16 protein-coding genes and 3 CRISPR repeat arrays (1 of these 19 running past the window's edge) are annotated in these 17,015 nt (G+C 71.0%); of the genes, 12 read left to right on the top strand and 4 right to left on the bottom strand.

Annotation, left to right across the window (positions count from 1 at the left end; translation table 11 throughout):
* Positions 1 to 106: 106 nt before the first annotated feature.
* The 3 genes from def to ACYVHU_RS09750 all read right to left on the bottom strand — a co-directional run bounded on the left by def (position 107) and on the right by ACYVHU_RS09750 (position 2,638).
* Positions 107 to 661: a peptide deformylase gene (gene def, locus ACYVHU_RS09760; protein WP_498948155.1), complete on the bottom strand. Its 555-nt coding sequence runs from the start codon at positions 659 to 661 to the stop codon at positions 107 to 109.
* A 244-nt stretch (positions 662 to 905) separates the two neighbouring features.
* Positions 906 to 1,484: direct repeats of the CRISPR family, unit length 29 nt; unit sequence GTGCTCCCCGCGCACGCGGGGATGGTCCC.
* Between the two features lie 180 nt (positions 1,485 to 1,664).
* A complete protein-coding gene (locus ACYVHU_RS09755; protein ID WP_498948219.1) occupies positions 1,665 to 1,832 on the bottom strand; it encodes a DUF397 domain-containing protein in 168 nt (55 codons plus the stop codon).
* A complete protein-coding gene (locus ACYVHU_RS09750) occupies positions 1,829 to 2,638 on the bottom strand; it encodes a helix-turn-helix domain-containing protein (protein WP_498948154.1) in 810 nt (269 codons plus the stop codon). Before ACYVHU_RS09750 ends, ACYVHU_RS09755 begins: the two co-directional genes overlap by 4 nt.
* A 239-nt stretch (positions 2,639 to 2,877) precedes the next feature.
* On the opposite strand from ACYVHU_RS09750, the gene ACYVHU_RS09745 reads away from it, so the two are divergent.
* The 4 genes from ACYVHU_RS09745 to ACYVHU_RS09730 all read left to right on the top strand — a co-directional run bounded on the left by ACYVHU_RS09745 (position 2,878) and on the right by ACYVHU_RS09730 (position 5,738).
* Positions 2,878 to 3,288, top strand: a complete 411-nt coding sequence (locus ACYVHU_RS09745) for an ATP-binding protein (protein WP_498948153.1) — start codon at positions 2,878 to 2,880, stop codon at positions 3,286 to 3,288.
* Between the two features lie 371 nt (positions 3,289 to 3,659).
* Positions 3,660 to 3,800 carry a hypothetical protein gene (locus ACYVHU_RS09740; RefSeq protein WP_498948152.1) on the top strand — a complete coding sequence of 47 codons (141 nt, stop codon included), beginning with the start codon at positions 3,660 to 3,662 and terminating at the stop codon, positions 3,798 to 3,800.
* Positions 3,801 to 3,897: 97 nt separating this feature from the next.
* Positions 3,898 to 4,221 carry a hypothetical protein gene (locus tag ACYVHU_RS09735; RefSeq protein ID WP_498948151.1) on the top strand — a complete coding sequence of 108 codons (324 nt, stop codon included), beginning with the start codon at positions 3,898 to 3,900 and terminating at the stop codon, positions 4,219 to 4,221.
* 434 nt (positions 4,222 to 4,655) lie between these two features.
* Entirely contained in the window at positions 4,656 to 5,738 is a 1,083-nt protein-coding gene (locus ACYVHU_RS09730; protein ID WP_498948150.1) for a methyltransferase domain-containing protein, read from the top strand.
* A 7-nt stretch (positions 5,739 to 5,745) separates the two neighbouring features.
* Here ACYVHU_RS09730 and ACYVHU_RS09725 read toward each other — a convergent pair whose 3' ends face one another.
* Positions 5,746 to 6,258, bottom strand: coding sequence for a DUF6624 domain-containing protein (locus ACYVHU_RS09725; RefSeq protein WP_078761545.1), 513 nt, complete (start codon positions 6,256 to 6,258; stop codon positions 5,746 to 5,748).
* Between the two features lie 416 nt (positions 6,259 to 6,674).
* Positions 6,675 to 7,376: a CRISPR direct-repeat array (repeat unit 29 nt; unit sequence CTGCTCCCCGCGCACGCGGGGATGACCCC).
* Between the two features lie 90 nt (positions 7,377 to 7,466).
* On the opposite strand from ACYVHU_RS09725, the gene cas3 reads away from it, so the two are divergent.
* From cas3 to cas2e, 8 genes are read left to right on the top strand one after another with little or no spacing between them, the layout of a single operon-like run.
* Positions 7,467 to 10,370, top strand: coding sequence for a CRISPR-associated helicase Cas3' (gene cas3, locus ACYVHU_RS09720; protein WP_498948149.1), 2,904 nt, complete (start codon positions 7,467 to 7,469; stop codon positions 10,368 to 10,370).
* Positions 10,360 to 12,036 (top strand): type I-E CRISPR-associated protein Cse1/CasA, encoded by a 1,677-nt coding sequence (casA, locus tag ACYVHU_RS09715; RefSeq protein WP_498948148.1) that lies wholly within the window; start codon positions 10,360 to 10,362, stop codon positions 12,034 to 12,036. The genes cas3 and casA overlap by 11 nt, the downstream gene beginning before the upstream one ends.
* Positions 12,033 to 12,695, top strand: coding sequence for a type I-E CRISPR-associated protein Cse2/CasB (casB, locus tag ACYVHU_RS09710; protein WP_498948147.1), 663 nt, complete (start codon positions 12,033 to 12,035; stop codon positions 12,693 to 12,695). Before casA ends, casB begins: the two co-directional genes overlap by 4 nt.
* Positions 12,692 to 13,885, top strand: coding sequence for a type I-E CRISPR-associated protein Cas7/Cse4/CasC (gene cas7e, locus ACYVHU_RS09705; RefSeq protein WP_498948146.1), 1,194 nt, complete (start codon positions 12,692 to 12,694; stop codon positions 13,883 to 13,885). Before casB ends, cas7e begins: the two co-directional genes overlap by 4 nt.
* Positions 13,882 to 14,607, top strand: a complete 726-nt coding sequence (gene cas5e, locus ACYVHU_RS09700; protein ID WP_498948145.1) for a type I-E CRISPR-associated protein Cas5/CasD — start codon at positions 13,882 to 13,884, stop codon at positions 14,605 to 14,607. Before cas7e ends, cas5e begins: the two co-directional genes overlap by 4 nt.
* Entirely contained in the window at positions 14,607 to 15,320 is a 714-nt protein-coding gene (gene cas6e, locus ACYVHU_RS09695) for a type I-E CRISPR-associated protein Cas6/Cse3/CasE (RefSeq protein WP_498948144.1), read from the top strand. The genes cas5e and cas6e overlap by 1 nt, the downstream gene beginning before the upstream one ends.
* A complete protein-coding gene (gene cas1e / locus ACYVHU_RS09690; RefSeq protein ID WP_498948143.1) occupies positions 15,317 to 16,285 on the top strand; it encodes a type I-E CRISPR-associated endonuclease Cas1 in 969 nt (322 codons plus the stop codon). Before cas6e ends, cas1e begins: the two co-directional genes overlap by 4 nt.
* Positions 16,282 to 16,641 carry a type I-E CRISPR-associated endoribonuclease Cas2 gene (cas2e, locus tag ACYVHU_RS09685; protein ID WP_498948142.1) on the top strand — a complete coding sequence of 120 codons (360 nt, stop codon included), beginning with the start codon at positions 16,282 to 16,284 and terminating at the stop codon, positions 16,639 to 16,641. The genes cas1e and cas2e overlap by 4 nt, the downstream gene beginning before the upstream one ends.
* An 89-nt stretch (positions 16,642 to 16,730) precedes the next feature.
* A CRISPR array of direct repeats spans positions 16,731 to 17,015; the repeat unit is 29 nt; unit sequence ATGCTCCCCGCGCACGCGGGGATGGTCCC; it runs 50 nt beyond the window's last position.

The following is a 17,015-nucleotide window of genomic DNA, read 5'->3' as shown; positions in this document are numbered from 1 at the left end:
GGGGGGCGAATGGTTCCGCTGGGCCACGTGATGCTTCAGCAGACCTTACGAGATCGTGCCGTTATCTGCCTAGTCGGTGTCGTTGTTTGTCGTGACATGGGGAGGATCATCCGATTCCGCCGAACGCGCTGGGGAGCTTCGACGGCGAGACCGGTTCGGGCTTCTCCCGCAGGAACCACGGGGAGTTGCGGACCTCCCGCATCGCGGCGTGGCGGTTGTCGCGGTCCAGGCGGTCCAGGTAGAGCATGCCGTCAAGGTGATCGGTCTCATGCTGGAGGCAGCGGGCCATCAGCCCCTCGCCGGACACCGTGACCGGCTCGTTGCGCAGGTCCACGCCGCGCACCACGGCGCGCTGGGCCCGCCGGGTCGGATACCACAGGCGCGGCACCGACAGGCAGCCCTCATCGCCCTCCTGGACCTCCTCGGACAGCTCCACGATCTCGGGGTTGATGACGTAGCCGATCTTCCCCTCGACGTTGTAGCTGAACGCGCGCAGCCCCACGCCGATCTGCGTCGCCGCCACCCCGGCGCGCCCGGGCGCGTCCACGGTGTCGAGCAGGTCGCGCACCAGCGCCTCGGTGTGCCGGTCGAACGTGGTGATGGGCGTGGTGGGGGTGACGAGAACGGGGTCGCCGAAGTACACGATGGGCCGCATGGTCATGCCCGCAAGATTAGCCGCGCTCCGGGAGCGGGCATTCCGCCCTATGAGGGGATGACCTCGGGAAGCCGGGAGAAGAGGGGCGACGGAGAGGCGCCGAGACGGACGGGACGGACGATCCGGGGCGCGGGGCAGGGAGGGGAGGGTGGCCCTTTGTCGCCTTGCGTGTTCTATGGGGCTTGTGTCGGAATTTCAAGAAGTGGTCGTGGAGAGAGGAAGCGCCTGGTAACGTCCCAGGTCAACAAGAGTGCTCCCCGCGCACGCGGGGATGGTCCCGACGGTCGCCTCCTGCGCCTGCTGCTGTTCGAGTGCTCCCCGCGCACGCGGGGATGGTCCCGAGCAGCATCGCCGCCCCGACGGCACCCGGTGGGTGCTCCCCGCGCACGCGGGGATGGTCCCGCTAGCAAAGCCAACAAAAAATCCGCAGCTGGTGCTCCCCGCGCACGCGGGGATGGTCCCCCGTCGTGGACGGCCTTCGGGACGGCGCCCTCGTGCTCCCCGCGCACGCGGGGATGGTCCCGTGACCGGGTTGTCCTCCAACATGACCACGGAGGTGCTCCCCGCGCACGCGGGGATGGTCCCGTCGTACATCGTTTGCAGGGTGACCGAGGTCTGTGCTCCCCACGCACGCGGGGATGGTCCCAGGTAGCCCTCATCGTCCGCCCACACGCTCTCGTGCTCCCCGCGCACGCGGGGATGGTCCCGGGACGAGCCTGAGCCTGCGCCAGAAGGCGGGGTGCTCCCCGCGCACGCGGGGATGGTCCCGAGGTGGAGGAGCGTGACACGGTCGACGCGGTGTGCTCCCCGCGCACGCGGGGATGGTCCCCCACCACCGTGACGGCACCGCCGTCCACGTCCGCGCCACCTACCGAGCCGACGCCATACGGCTAGCGGACCAATACCGCCCCACATAAAAATCCGCGCCCCGCCGGCAGCGCTGTGACCAGGGGAAAATCTGGTCCAGCGCTGCCGGAAGGGCGCTCCGTGAAACGGTACTGATCCGGACCTAGAGCCTGTTTTCCTTCGCTGCTAGAAGGAAGGATTCCCAGCTAGCACGGCTGAAGCTCAAGTGGCCGAAAGCTCGATTTTGGGTGTCTCGAATCTGTACCTCATCCTCTTCCTCAAGGCGAGCTTCGAGGCAAGCCCCTCCCGCGCCAGAGTATGAGGATTTCATCCAGTCGGTGCTGAGCACGACACTACGCTCCTAATCAGGTCGATTGAGTCTGCTGGGGACAACGCCCAGGCCTGCAGCCGTCCATGCACCGTGGCAATACGGTGCACCTCTCTTGCCTCTTCTATCAACTCCCCCCCGCACGCATGCTCTGAGTGAACCAGGGGCAATCGGTCAGCGAAAACGAACAAATCGTAAGCGCCGACCGCTGAACCTATGTTCAAAGCTGGACCGCTAGGGATGACCTGGATCTCTACGGTGCCTGCCTCGGCCAGGTCTAGAAGGTGCGGTAACTGCGAACTGGGCATGCATGTCCTCACTACTGGTTCGGGGATTACGGCGGACACCAGGGGAGGACCAGGCGCTAGAAGGCGCTCACTTCGCGCTTTTTTCAGTCGCACCAGAGAAGCGATGGCCTCTGGAGGATCAAGCGGTCGTCCGGCCGTCAGCACCTCTTCCGCGTACTCCGGTGCTTGCAGGGGACCCGGGATCAGCACGGGATGGAATAAGGATAGTGAGGACGCTGCTCTCTCGGCATCCTCCATCCGTCGATACCAGGCCGGGTCCACGGCTTGCCTAGTAACTTCTGTCCATCTGCGGATCAGATCTCCATTTGTACAAAGAGCCTGATCCAGTAGTACCACGGTGTCCCTTTTGGGGGCTCTCACTCCTCGCTCAATTTTGGACAGCATGCTAATAGAGATGTTGGCGTTTTGGGACACCTCTCGCAGAGAAAGCCCTGATCGAAGGCGTGATCGTCGCGCCTCTCCGCCAAAAAGTTCCCAATCAGCAAGCTTGTTTTCCTCCATAAGACAGAGTTGTACCAGATGGATCTCTGCTTGGACAAGGTTTGCCAGAAGGTTCCCAGTTCGGTGTAACCCCTGGAGAGGACCGGACTTTCTGCTGGACGCTAGGCGCGAAAAGCCCCGCGACGGGGGGCACCGTCCGGGGAGTGGCCACCAGCATCCAGGAGTGCTGTGACAAGTACCAAGATAGAGCAAATCTCTCCCAAGCAATCCCGTAGGGGCCTTCCCGGGAAGGGGGGCGTATGAGGGCGATTTTTTCTACTTCCCTGCCGGGGACCCCGGAAAGTGTCTACCTGGCCCGTCGCTTCGTCGTGGGTGCGCTAGCCGTTCCTGAAGAGGTTCCTCTGGGTATCGTCGAAGATGCCAAGGTCATCGTGTCGGAGCTAGCGACTAATGCCATCCGTCATACGCGCAGCGGGGACCCAGGCGGGACCTATGACCTGTACTTCAGCATCGACATCGACGTGCGCGGCCTTTCCGGGAGCATTCGCACCAAACCGCCCAAGGTGAGGTCGGTTCTGGCCGACGACGATTCTCCCTGTGTGGGAGGGCGGGGACTACACCTCGTGCGGTCCTTGGCGGCCGAGTGCGGAAGCCTAGAGCCTTACGAGCACGGAACCTTTTTTGCTCTTAGGTGGGGAGGGGGTGCTTGATGTCTGGCCGCCCTGAGCTTCCACGCCGTGACCTGGCTCAACGGTATTGGCCGCAAAATCCCGCGAGATCCGTTCCTTGGCATCCCCGGCCTGTGAAGAAGGGGCGCCCCCAAGGCGAGGGTCTCTCTCCGATGCCAGATTTCTACTTCGGTGATGCTTCCAGCGGCGCCAAGGAAGCCGCCGCTGGAGGGGGCACTTCCTAGTGCCCCAGGCGCGGCCCGTGCGTAGGGATGGCGCGCAGAGGGAAGCGGGCCGCGCCACCTTTCAATTCATGCGGAAATGCAGATCCCGCCCGGGCGGGGCTCACTCATCCGCCTACAAGCAAGGAGTCGCATGCTGTGGAGCCACCTACACCAGGCATCTCCGAAGCCTTGACCATGCCCCCCGGGCAGGCCGTCCACCTCACTGCGGCTCAGCGCAGTGAAGTGCGCGCCCGCATCCTCAAGAGCGGGCTGCCCATGCCCGAGGTCCTACAAGACCACCACGACGAGCACGACGAGGACGAGCCCTAGAGGCCGATCACCTTAGGAAAGAAAAACGGCCCCGGCAGGTGCTAGGAACACCTGGCCCAGGGCCTGACTCCCAACCTGCACTACCAGGAAGAGAGCTATGCGCGACCTTATCAGCCGCGTCATGGCCGCGTTCACGGTCATGCTGCTGGCCCTCGCCCACCCCCGCACCGCCGAGGCCATCACGGCGGCGTTGACCGCCACCACCGCGCCCGCACGTCCCGAGACACCACCCCCGGCCACACCCGAACCCACGCCCCCACGGCCGGGCACCGAGCGCGTGCGCCCCTACGCCACCGCCCTCGCCTCCCGCGCCCCCTACGCCTTCGGCTCCCCGCAATGGTGGGACGCCCACGCGGCTTCCAAGCGGCCACAGTCGTTCATCCATGACGGGCCGCCCTACCGGCCTTACGTGACCGCCTGACAGAACCCTTCTCGGTTGTCCGGAGCCATCGGGGCTCTTCACCTGCCTGCCGTGTGAGGACTTTCGCTGAAGGACAGGGGCGGCCGCCCGCGCCGCGTGGGCGGCCGTCGCCGTTCTCTGTCGGGACTGGTCGAGGCGGGTGTGGACCTTGCTGCTTCTTCGGGTCAGAGGATGGTTCGTGGTCCGGTGGGTGTTTTGCCGGTTTCTTAAGAAGTGGTCGTGAACGGCTTCGAAGCTCGGTAACGTTGCAGGTCAGTAAGAGTGCTCCCCGCGCATGCGGGGATGGTCCCGTGCCCGGCGAGGTGGAGTTCGAGGAACTCAAGTGCTCCCCGCGCATGCGGGGATGGTCCCGGCGCGCAGTGGGCCTGGCTTCAGGAGGAGACGGGGGCGCCGATCAGCTCCCTGGTCGCCGACGCGCTGACCGAGGAGAGTCCGTGACGAACATTCCCGAGGAACGGTGGCGGCCCTTGCTGGACGCCTTGGTCGATGAGATCGCGCCCGCCGATCCCGCGTGGCGCGACGCGTTCCTCTCGGTTCCCCGGCACGTTTTCGTTCCCGGTTTCCACGACGAACGGAACCCGCCCGCCTGGATCGGCTCCGACGACCCCGCGTGGCTGCCGGGCGTCTACGCCGACCAGTCCCTGGTCACACAGTTACGCCGCCATCCCGACGACCCCGAGAACTGGTGGCCCACCTCCTCCAGCAGCCGCCCCTCCCTCATGCTGTCGATGCTGGAGGCCCTGGACGTCGCCGACGGGATGCGCGTACTGGAGATCGGGACCGGTACCGGCTACAACGCCGCCCTGCTGGGGGCCCGGCTCGGGGACCGCCACGTGGTCTCCGTCGACATCGACCCCGAGCTGGTGGAGACGGCCCGTGGCCGCCTGGCCTTTCTAGGGCACCACCCCGTCCTCGTCGCCGCCGACGGCCGCGAGGGATACCCCGGTGAAGCGCCCTACGACCGGGTGATCGCGACCCACTCCGTCGAGCGGGTCCCCTACACCTGGGTGTCCCAGACCAGGCCCGGCGGCGTGATCCTGGTGGATATCCGCTCCGTGGGCAACACCCACATCGGTCACATCGCCCGGCTGACCGTTGACGACGACGGCACCGCGAGCGGCGACTTCGGTCACGCGGAGCCGGGCTGTTTCATGCCCGCCCGTTCGGACGCCGCCACCCCGAACCGGCGTTTTCCACCCGCCATGGACCTACGTGACGCCATCACCCGCGTCAGCGACCTCGACGGCGCCGTGCTCGGGGATCCCGACATGGCCTGGGCCCTGTGGCTGGCCGCGCCCGATATCGGCTTCGTTCGCATGGGGCAGAGGACGCTGTTGTTCACCTCGGACGGGTCCTGGGCGCTCGCCGAGGAGGGGAGGGTACGGACAGCCGGAACACGCGACCTGTGGGCCGCTGCGGAGAACGCCCACGCGGAGTGGGAGTCCGCGGGCAGGCCGGCGATCGGCGACCACACCATCACCGTGACCCCGGAAGGGCAGCGGATCACACCGGCGTGAGCGAGGATCACGCGGACGCGGAGGCGCGGAGCCGTGCGTCGTACTCGGCCTGGGGTCCGAGACCGACCGACGCCCGGCGTTCGTCCAGGCCCGATGGGTCCTCCACCTCCTCCAAGCGCAGCCCGCCGTCCGGAAGCCGGCGGTACTGTGTCCCGTACCGTTGCGGCAGTCCCCGCCATACGCGCACCCGATCCTCCAGATAGGCCAGGTGGACGGGTGCGGCGTCCCCGTTCTCGACCGCGCGGCGCAGCAACGGCAAGAACCTCTCCTGGTCCTCGGGCGGAGCGTGCTGGGCCAGTAGCCAGGCCGCCTCGGCGCCGTCGTCACCGGCCGACGACCACCCCGGCCACCCGTGGGCCGCGACGAGTTCGCGCAGCCAGGCGTGATTGTCCTCGTCGACCGGAGCCACCAGCCTGGCCCAGTCCCGCGTCGTGTACCCGGCGGGCAGGGCCTCACGTGCCCGACGATCCCGCCTCGCGCGGTCGAGCAGCTCCGCGCGCAGGATCTCTGTTGTCCTCACAGAGCATCCCCCTTCCCGCGGACCGCCGTCCGGATGGCGGCACCGCGTGAGCGCAGCCCTACCCGTGACACATCGGCGCGCACGCGGAGGCCGACCCCCCAGGGGAGGTGAATGTCCTCGCTTCGCCCTTCAAGGGGCACCGGTTCCAGGACTTTCCAGGAGGCGGTTTCGGCAAGAGCGTCGCCTTGATCGTGAACCGAGTGTCGCCATGGGGGCGAGCAGCTGCCGTGACTCGGCCACCCGCCTGGGAGAGATGGCCTCGACCGGCACCATCGGCAGGACCGGTGGAGGCTTCTCTGAGACGTCGGCGGTTAGGCGCCTCGATGGGTTTTTGCGACCTGTGGCGCGTTTCGTCCTTTTCTTAAGAAGTGGTCGAATCCGAGGGGGTCGGCTGATAACGTCCCAGGTCAATAAGACTGCTCCCCGCGCACGCGGGGATGACCCCACCGACCCGCCTCAGGAACACCCCCGGCCGCTCTGTTCCCCGCGCACGCGGGGATGACCCCTCGACTCCGCTGTTGGCCACGAGTCCACGGCTCTGCTCCCCGCGCACGCGGGGATGACCCCGCTTCATGAGCCGACGGCGGGGAGGCTTGCGGCTGCTCCCCGCGCACGCGGGGATGACCCCAGTACCGGGAGCATGAGCCCGACGCCCCGTGGCTGCTCCCCGCGCACGCGGGGATGACCCCGGGCCACGATGACACTGGAGGGCGCAGTCTGGACTGCTCCCCGCGCACGCGGGGATGACCCCCAGCCCACCATCGACCGGGCGCTGCGCGAGCTCTGCTCCCCGCGCACGCGGGGATGACCCCGGCCTGTTGCGGGGTGTCGACCGGGCCGAGGTCTGCTCCCCGCGCACGCGGGGATGACCCCGAGGTCTGGGCCGAGCACGGGGTCGCCCCCGAGCTGCTCCCCGCGCACGCGGGGATGACCCCTTGGGTCGCTGCGGTGGGAACGCGACGAACGTCTGTTCCCCGCGCACGCGGGGATGACCCCCCGGACGACGGCCACCGCGAGTAGCCGGGCCGCTGTTCCCCGCGCACGCGGGGATGACCCCAGCTTGTAGGCGAGGCGGCGGGGGCACGGGTCCTGCTCCCCGCGCACGCGGGGAGCACCCCAACGGTTCCCCTTTCCCCTGGCCGGATCAGGCCACAGGGGATTTCCGGGTTTCGCGGTTTTCTGTCCGGGACAACCGCTTGGATCCGGCTATGACCTACGACGGCCTTCGGCCCATCGGACCTGTGGGGCTCTCCGAAGCCGCGCGGTCCGTCTGGGCCAAGCACGACCGCGACAGCGACGGCTGGCTGCCGCTGTGGCGGCACATGGCCGACAGCGCCGGCGTGGCCGGCCTGTTGTGGGACGAGTGGGTTCCCGAGCAGATCCGGAGGCTCGTCGCCGGCGCGCTGCCCGGCGGTGCCGACGACGCCCGGCGGCTCGCGGTGTGGCTGGCCGCCACTCACGATGCCGGCAAGGCGACCCCCGCCTTCGCTTGCCAGGTCGAGCATCTCGCCGATGGCATGCGCGCGGCCGGCCTGCCCATGCCGTTGGAGAAGCAGATCGCCGATCGCAGGCTCGCCCCGCACGGTCTGGCCGGGCAGTTGCTGATCCAGCGGTGGCTGGTCGAACGGCACGGCTGGGCGCGGCCGGCCACCACGCAGTTCGCCGTCGTCGCCGGAGGCCACCACGGCGTCCCGCCCGAGGACGCCGACATCCAGGTCCTGCGCGAACATCCCGCCCTGCTGTGCGACCCGGACGGCCCCGAGGCGTGGCGGGCCGTCCAGGACGAACTCCTCGACGCCGCGGCCGAGGCGTGCGGCGTCACCTCCCGCCTCGCCGAGTGGCGCGGGGTGAAGCTGCCGCAGCCCGTCCAGGTGCTGCTGACCGCGCTGGTCATCGTCGCCGACTGGATCGCCAGCAACCCCGAACTGTTCCCCTACTTCCCCGGCGAGCGCCGCACCGACCCCGAACGCCTCGACACCGCCTGGCGGATGCTCGACCTGCCCCGCCCCTGGGTCGCCGAGGACACCGGAGAGGACCCCGGCGCGCTGTTCGCGTCCCGTTTCGACCTGCCCGCCGGCGCGCGCGTCCACCCGGTGCAGGCCGAGGCCCTGCGGGTCGCGCGCACGATGCCCCGGCCCGGACTGATGATCGTCGAGGCGCCCATGGGCGAGGGCAAGACCGAGGCCGCGCTGGCCGCCGCCGAGATCCTCGCCGCTCGTAGTGGCGCCGGCGGCTGCTTCGTCGCCCTGCCCACGATGGCCACCGGCAACGCGATGTTCCCCCGCCTGCTGGCCTGGCTGGAGCGGCTGCCCGACGCCCGCGCCGGGGCGGGCGCCCACTCGGTGTTCCTCGCCCACTCCAAGGCGGCGCTCAACGAGCGTTTCACGGAGCTGGTCCGCGCGGGCCGGCCGGTGTCCGACGTCGACCGTGACGGGGAGGAGCACCGGCGTTCGCGGGGGGCCGCCGGTTCCGCGGCCGCGGAGCTGGTGGCCCACCACTGGCTGAAGGGCCGCAAGAAGGGGATGCTGTCCTCCTTCACGGTCGGCACGATCGACCAGCTGCTGTTCGCCGGCCTGAAGAGCCGCCACCTGGCGTTGCGCCACCTCGCGGTGGCCGGCAAGGTCGTCGTCATCGACGAGGCCCACGCCTACGACGCCTACATGAACTCCTACCTCGACCGGGTGCTGTCGTGGCTGGGCGCCTACGGCGTCCCCGTGGTGGTGCTCTCGGCCACCCTGCCCGCCGCGCGGCGGCGCGAGCTCGCCGAGTCCTACGCGGGCGGGCCGGCCGGCCCCGCGTTCGCGCCGGTGGGCGAGGCCGACGCCTATCCGCTGATCACCGGCGTGGCGGCGGACGGTGTGGTCATGGCCGCCCCCGAGGCGTCCGGGCGCCGCACCGACGTGCTGGTCGAACGGTTCGACGACGACCTCGGCGCGCTCGCCGCGCGGCTCGAGACCGAACTCGCCGGCGGCGGGTGCGCGCTGGTCGTCCGCAACACGGTGCGCCGGGTCATGGAGACCGCCGACCACCTGCGGGAACACTTCGGGGCCGACGGCATCCCCGTCACCGTCGCCCACGCCCGCTTCATCGACCCCGACCGGGCCGAGAACGACGCGCGTCTCCTCGCCCTCTTCGGCCCCGAGGCGAAGGTCGCCGAAGCCGGCGAGACCCGCCCCGAACGCCACGTCGTGGTGGCCAGCCAGGTCGCCGAGCAGTCCCTGGACGTCGACTTCGACCTGCTCGTCACCGACCTCGCCCCCGTCGACCTGCTGCTCCAGCGGATGGGGCGGCTGCACCGGCATCGGCGCGGGGAGGGCCGGTCCCAGCGCCCCGAACGGCTGCGCCGCGCGCGCTGCCTGGTCACCGGGGCCGACTGGGCGGCGCGGGTGCCCGAACCCGTCCGCGGCTCGCGCGCGGTCTACGGCGCCCACGCGCTGCTGCGCTCCGCCGCCGTACTGGAGCCGTTCCTCGCCGAGTCCGACCGTCCGGTGCGGCTGCCCGACGACATCAGCCCGCTGGTCCAGCGCGCCTACGGCCCCGACCCCGTCGGTCCCGACCACTGGCGGGAGGCGCTCGACCACGCCCGTCTCGCCCACGAGGTCGAGCGCGCGGACAAGCGCAAGAGGGCCGAGGACTTCCTGCTGGGCGGGGTCGCCCGCCCTGGCCGCGCCCTGGTGGGCTGGGTGCGGGCCGGGGTCGGCGACGCCGACGACACCTACGCCGGCCGCGCCCAGGTCCGCGACAGCCGGGAGAGCCTGGAGGTCCTCGTCGTGCAGCGCCGCGCCGACGGAACCCTGGCCTCCCTGCCCTGGCTGAGGCGCGACGGCGGACGCGAGCTGCCCACCCACGCCGTCCCGCCCACCGCGCTGGCCCGCACGGTCGCCTCGTGCGGGATGCGGCTGCCCTACGAGATGTGCGCCGACCCCCGCACCCTCGACCGGGTCATCGAGGAGCTGGAGGCCCAGTGCGTCGAGGCGTGGCAGGCCAAGGAGGCGCACTGGCTCGCCGGGGAGCTGGTCCTCGCCCTCGACCAGGACCAGCGCGCCCACCTGGCCGGTTTCGATCTCCACTACACCCGCTCCGACGGACTGAAGGTCAACCATGGTGACTGAGACCCCCACCGCCTCCTTCGACCTGGTCGACTCGCCCTGGCTGCCCGTCCTGCGCCTGGACGGCACCCAGGACGAGCTGTCGATCACCGAGGTGTTCGCCCAGGCGCCGCGACTGCGCCGGCTGGTCGGCGACGTCCCCACCCAGGAGTTCGCGCTGACGCGGCTGCTGCTGGCGATCCTGCACGACGCCGTCGACGGTCCCGCCTACGAGGAGGACTGGCAGGCCCTGTGGGAGGCCGACGGCCTGCCCCTCGCCGCCGTCACCGCCTACCTCGACAAGCACCGCGACCGCTTCGACCTGCTCCATCCGCGGACGCCGTTCTTCCAGGTCGCCGACCTGCGCACGGCCAAGGACGAGATCTTCCCGCTGGACCGGATCGTCGCCGACGTCCCCAACGGCGAACCGTTCTTCACGATGCGATCGCGCGGCGCCGAACGGCTCGGCTTCGCCGAGGCCGCCCGCTGGCTCGTCCACGCCCACGCCTACGACCCCTCCGGCATCAAGTCCGGCGCGGTCGGCGACCCCCGGGTCAAGGGAGGGCGCGGCTACCCGCTGGGCGTGGGCTGGGCCGGCAACCTCGGCGGGGTCCTCGTCGAAGGCGACGACCTGCGGCAGACGCTGCTGCTCAACCTCGTCGCCACCCAGCAGGAGGCCGGCGGGCTGCGCGGCGACGGCGACGACCGGCCCGCCTGGCGCCGCGACCCCTGCGGCCCCGGCCCCGCGGACGAGGCGGAGCTCACCGTCCGCCCCAACGGGGTGCGCGACCTCTACACCTGGCAGTCGCGGCGGGTGCGCCTGCACCACGACGCCGAGGGCGTGCACGGCGTGCTGCTCGCCTACGGCGACCCGTTGTCGCCCCGCAACATGCACGACCGCGAGCCCATGACGGCCTGGCGGCGCAGCCCCGCCCAGGAGAAGAAGCTCGGCGAGTCGCCGATCTACCTGCCGCGCGATCACGAGCCCGCGCGCAGTGCCTGGCGCGGCCTGGCCGCCCTGATCACCGGCCGGGTCCGCAACGCCCACCAGCGGGGCGAGGCCGCCGCCGTCGTCCGGCCCCGCGTCCTCGACTGGGTGGCCCGGCTCGCCAACGACGGCTACCTGCCCGAGGACCACTTCGTCCGGGCCCGGCTGATCGGCGCCGTCTACGGCACCCAGCAGTCCGTCATCGACGAGGTCGTCGACGACGCCGTGACCATGGCCGTGGTCGTCCTGCGGGAACGCGACCGGCTCCTCGGCCAGACCGCCGTGGACGCGGTGGGCAACGCCGAGGACGCCGTCAACGCCCTGGGCGACCTGGCCGACGACCTCGCCCGGGCCGCCGGGATCGAGTCCGAGGAGCCCCGCGACGCCGCCCGCGACCGCGGCTTCGGCGAACTCGACGGCCACTTCCGCGACTGGCTGCGCGGGCTGTCCCCCGGGGACGCGGCCGATCCCAGGCCACGGCACGCCGAATGGCAGCGGACGGTCCGCCGCGTCGTCCTGGCGCTGGGACGCGAGCTCGTGGACGGCGCCGGCGAGGCGGCCTGGGTCGGCCGCGTCGTCAGCACCGCGACGGGAGCCGTCTGGCTCAACGCCTCCCGCGCCGACCTGCGCTTCCGGGCGAGGCTCCGCAAGGACCTGCCGCTCGGCGGCGACCAGCAGAACCCCGAAGGGGAGGACCGATGACCGCCACCACCACCGAGCGCAAACCCGCCCTGCGGCCCCTCGGCGCCTACGTCGACGAGCAGGTCAGGAAACTCCAGGAGGGCTACCTGCGCGACCGCCCCGGGGCCGTCGCCACCCTCGCCGGGCTGCGCGGCGGCGCGGGCAAACCGCTCACCGACGCGCCCGAGGCGTGGGAGTTCACCTCCGCGCCCCAACTCCACGACGCCCTGCCCTACGGCGGCGACCCCGAGGGCGAGAGACGGCGGGAGGCCGCCGAGAACGCGGTGCACATGGCGCTGTCCCTCTACGCCGTCCACCAGCAGTCCCGCCGCGAGGAACGCATGCACCGGCCCGGCCCCGACCTCGGCCGGGCGGTCCGCCGCCTCATGCCGCCCGGCGACATCGACCAGGCCCTGCACCGGCGCTTCGTCCAGGCCGGGACGGCGGTCAACCCCGCCGTCCTCGCCCAGCGTCTCCGCGAGATCGTCACCCTGCTGCGCCGCGAATCCATCCCCCTCGACTACGGCCTGCTCGCCGACCACCTCCACACCGCGCTGGCCGAACGGAACGGAATCAAACAGGTCCGCACGGCCTGGGGCCGCGGATTCCACGCCTACCGCCCCGCCAACGAGCCCGCCGACACCGGCACGAACGACGACACCGACAAGGACGCCGCGTGAACCGCACCATCCTCGACCTCCACGTCCTCCAGACCGTCCCGCCGAGCAACCTCAACAGGGACGACACCGGCAGCCCCAAGACCGCCGTGTACGGCGGGGTGCGCCGCGCCCGCGTCTCCAGCCAGGCGTGGAAACGCGCCACCCGGCTCGCCTTCCACGACCTGCTCGACCCGCGGGAACTGGGCACCCGCACCAAGCGCGTCGTCGAACTGCTCTCCGGCCGCATCCACGAGCTCGACTCCGACCTGGACGAGAAGACCCGCTGGAACCTCGCCGCCGAGACCGTCAAGACCGCCACCGGCGCCAAGATCGAGGTGCCCAAGCGCAAGGCCGACAGCGCCAAGAAGAAGGGCGAGGAGGAACCCGCCCCCGAGTCCTCCTACCTCCTCTTCCTCAGCGCGCGCCAGCTCGACGCCCTGGCCGCGCTCGCCGTCGAGGGCAAGGACGACATCGCCGCGTTCTTCAAGGACAAGGCCAACAAGGAACGCGCCAAGAAGGCCGCCGACAGCCGCCACTCCGTCGACATCGCCCTGTTCGGCCGCATGGTCGCCGACGGCGCCGACATCAACGTCGACGCCGCCGCGCAGGTCGCCCACGCCATCAGCGTCCACGCCGTGGACAACGAGTCCGACTACTACACCGCCGTCGACGACCACAACACCGACGCCGAGCCCGGCGCCGGCATGATCGGCACCGTCGAGTTCAACTCCGCCACCCTCTACCGCTACGCCGCCCTCGACGTGGACCTGCTGCGCCGCAACCTCGGCGACAGCCCCCGCGAGGACGAGCCCGCCACCGAGCCGCTGCGCCGCGCCGTCGAGGCGTTCGTCCGCGGCTTCGTCGAGTCGCTGCCCAGCGGCAAGATCAACACCTTCGGCAACCACACCCTGCCCGACGTGGTCATCGCCAAGCTGCGCCGCACCCGGCCGGTCAGCTTCGTGGGGGCCTTCGAGGAGGCGGTCGAGGCCGGTTCCGGGCGCGGCCACCTGCGGGAGGCGGCCGAACGGCTCGCCGACTACATCCCCCAGGTGGAGCGCGCCTTCGACGTCGGGGAGGACGTCGACACCTGGGTCGTGCGCGTGGGCGAGGCGACCGGAAAGCTCGCCGGCGTCGGCCGCCAGACCACCCTGCCCGAGCTGGTCAGGAAGGTCGGCGAGGAAGTGGCCCGGCGCCAGGCCGACGCGAAATGAGCGTCCTCACCCTGCTGCTGGCCGGCCCCCTCCAGGCGTGGGGATCCTCCTCCCGGTTCGCGCGCCGCTCCACCGAGGGGGCGCCCACCAAGAGCGGCGTCGTCGGGCTGCTCGCCGCGGCCCAGGGCCGTGAACGCGGCGACGACATCTCCGACCTCGCCGCCCTCCGGTTCGGGGTGCGCGTCGACCAGCGCGGCGTCCGCGTCCGCGACTACCAGACCGCCCGCCACTTCGTCACCGGCAAGTCCATGCCGGTCTCCGAACGGTTCTACCTGAGCGACGCCGTGTTCGTCGCGGCCGTCGAGGGAGACGACGGCCTGATCGAGGACCTGGACAGGGCCGTGCGCGCCCCCGCCTTCCTGCCCTACCTGGGCCGGCGCTCCTGCCCGCCGGCCCGGCCCGTGGGCCTGCGCGTCCACCACGGCGGGACGCTGGAGGCCGCGCTGGGCGATGAACCGTGGCAGGCGCCCGAGTGGCGGCAGAGACGCGAACGGAACCGGGCGACCGTCGTCCTCGACCTCCTCGTCGACGCCGACCCCGGGCACGCCTCGGAGGAGGGGGCGGCGGACACCATCCGCGACCACCCGATCAGCTTCGACCCGCTCCACCGCCGCTACGCGCTGCGCGGCGTCCGGGCCGGCACCGTCGAGGTGCCCAACCCGCGCGCCCGAAAGCCCGAGCCTCCCCACCACGACCCGGCGGCCCTGTTCGAAGGCGACTGATGTACCTCACCAGCTTCCGTTTCAACACCGCCCGCACCGGCGCGCGCAGGCTCCTGGCCTCGCCCCAGGCGCTGCACGCCGCCGTCATGAGCTCCTATCCCGACATCCTCCCCGGCGACGACGGGCCGCGCGTGCTGTGGCGGGTCGACCGCAACGCCCGCGCCGAGGTCCTCCTCTACGTCGTCGGGCCCGACGAGCCCGACCTCACCCACCTGGTCGAACAGGCCGGCTGGCCCGCCAAGGAAGGGGGCTGGCGGACCCACGACTACGCGCCCTTCCTGTCCCGGCTGGCCAAGGGCGACGTGTGGGCGTTCCGGCTCACCGCCAACCCCGTCCACAGCATCCGCCGCAGGGACGGCGAACCCACCAAGCTCACCCCGCACATCACCCCCCGCCATCAGGCGCGCTGGCTGTTGCAGCGCCAGGAGGCCGCCGGGTTCCGGGTGCTGGAACGGCCCGGGGAGGACGACCACGCGCCCGAGGAGGACGGCCACGACCTGCTCGTGCACGGCCGCCGCGACCTCCGCTTCGGCAAGGGCGGCGCCGGCCGCGCGGCCGGCGCGAAACCGGTCTCCCTGGTCACCGTCACCTACGACGGCCACCTGGAGGTCACCGACCCCGACGCGCTGCGCCGCACCCTCACCACGGGGCTGGGCCGGGCCAGGGCCTACGGGTGCGGGCTGATGACGCTCGCCCCGGCGGGGAAGCGGTGACGGCGGTCGGCCGGCGTCCCACCCTCAAACCGCACGAACTCACCCGCGTCGCAGACCGGCTCTCCTTCGTCTACCTGGAGCGGTGCACCGTCCACCGCGAATCGAACGCGCTGACCGCCGAGGACGCCGAAGGGGTCAGGCACATCCCCTCGGCCACCATCGGCACCCTGCTGCTCGGCCCGGGCACCCGCGTCACGCACAGGGCGATGGAGCTGCTGGGCGAGAGCGGGGCCGGGGTCGTGTGGACCGGCGAGCACGGGGTCCGCTTCTACGCGGGCGGCCGGGCGCTCACCCGTTCGGCGGCCCTCGCCCAGGCGCAGGCCGGCCTGTGGGCCAACCGCCGTGCCCGCCTGGACGTCGCCCGCGCGATGTACCGGATGCGGTTCCCCGACGAGGACCCCGAAGGGCTCACCCGCAGGCAGCTCCTCGGCCGGGAGGGCGAGCGGATCAGGAAGGTCTACCGGGCCGAGGCCGCCCGGGTCGGCGTCGCCTGGCACGGCCGTCGCTACGTTCCGGGCGACTACGCCTCGGGGGATCCGCCCAACCAGGCCATCACGGCCGCCGCCCAGTGCATGTACGGGGTCGCGCAGACGGTGGTCGCCGCCCTCGGCTGCGTCCCCGCGCTCGGGTTCGTCCACTCCGGCCACGAACTGTCGTTCGTGCTCGACATCGCCGACCTGTACAAGGCCGAGATCGGCATCCCGGTGGCCTTCGAGGTCGCCGCGGAGGGGCCGGAGGAGGTCGGTTCGCGGACCAGGCGCGCCATCCGCGACCGGATCAACGAGACGCGCCTGCTCGACCGCTGCGTCGCCGACGTCAAGTCGCTGCTGCTCCCCGGAAGCGTCGTGGACGGGCCGGACACCGACCTCGCCGACGCGCCCGACCGGGTCACCCTCCAATCCGACCACGGAGTCGAGGTGGAGTCGGGATACAACCACGCCGTCGACGACGGGGTGATCTGGTGACGGTCATCGTCCTCACCGACTGCCCGCAGGGGCTGCGCGGGTTCCTCACCCGTTGGCTGATGGAGATCTCACCGGGGGTCTTCATCGGCCGCCCCTCCGCCCGGATCCGCGACGCGCTGTGGGACGAGGTGCGCGGGTACACGGGCAAGGGCAGGGCGCTCCTGGTCCACAGCACCGACAACGAGCAGGGGTTCACCTTCCGGACCCACGACCACAAGTGGCACCCGGTGGATCACGAAGGACTCACCCTCATCCACCGCCTCCGCGACAAGGCGGAGGGGACGACGGCGGAGCCACAACTCAAGAAGAAGGGGTGGAGCAAGGCCTACCAACGCCGCCGCTTCGGGAACCGGTGAACGGATTGGGTGTTATGGAGCTTTTGTCCGATTCTCGGAAAGTGGTTGTAACGAGGGTCCGCCCGGGATAAAGCCGCAGGTCACGAAGTATGCTCCCCGCGCACGCGGGGATGGTCCCGCCTCCAGGGGGGCGGTCTCCAGCTCACTGCGATGCTCCCCGCGCACGCGGGGATGGTCCCCGGGACCTACCGCCCATCAGGGCAGGTTTCGGATGCTCCCCGCGCACGCGGGGATGGTCCCGAGCGGGTGCGCCTCCAGTAGTCGACGCACGCATGCTCCCCGCGCACGCGGGGATGGTCCCAACCTCATCGACCCGGCGAAACGGCGGATCCGATGCTCCCCGCGCACGCGGGGATGGTCCCCAGGTGGAGGAT

Source organism: Marinactinospora endophytica (assembly GCF_054780875.1).
Note: the sequence above shows the minus strand (reverse complement) of the source record. Positions and strands in the feature narration are given on the sequence as shown.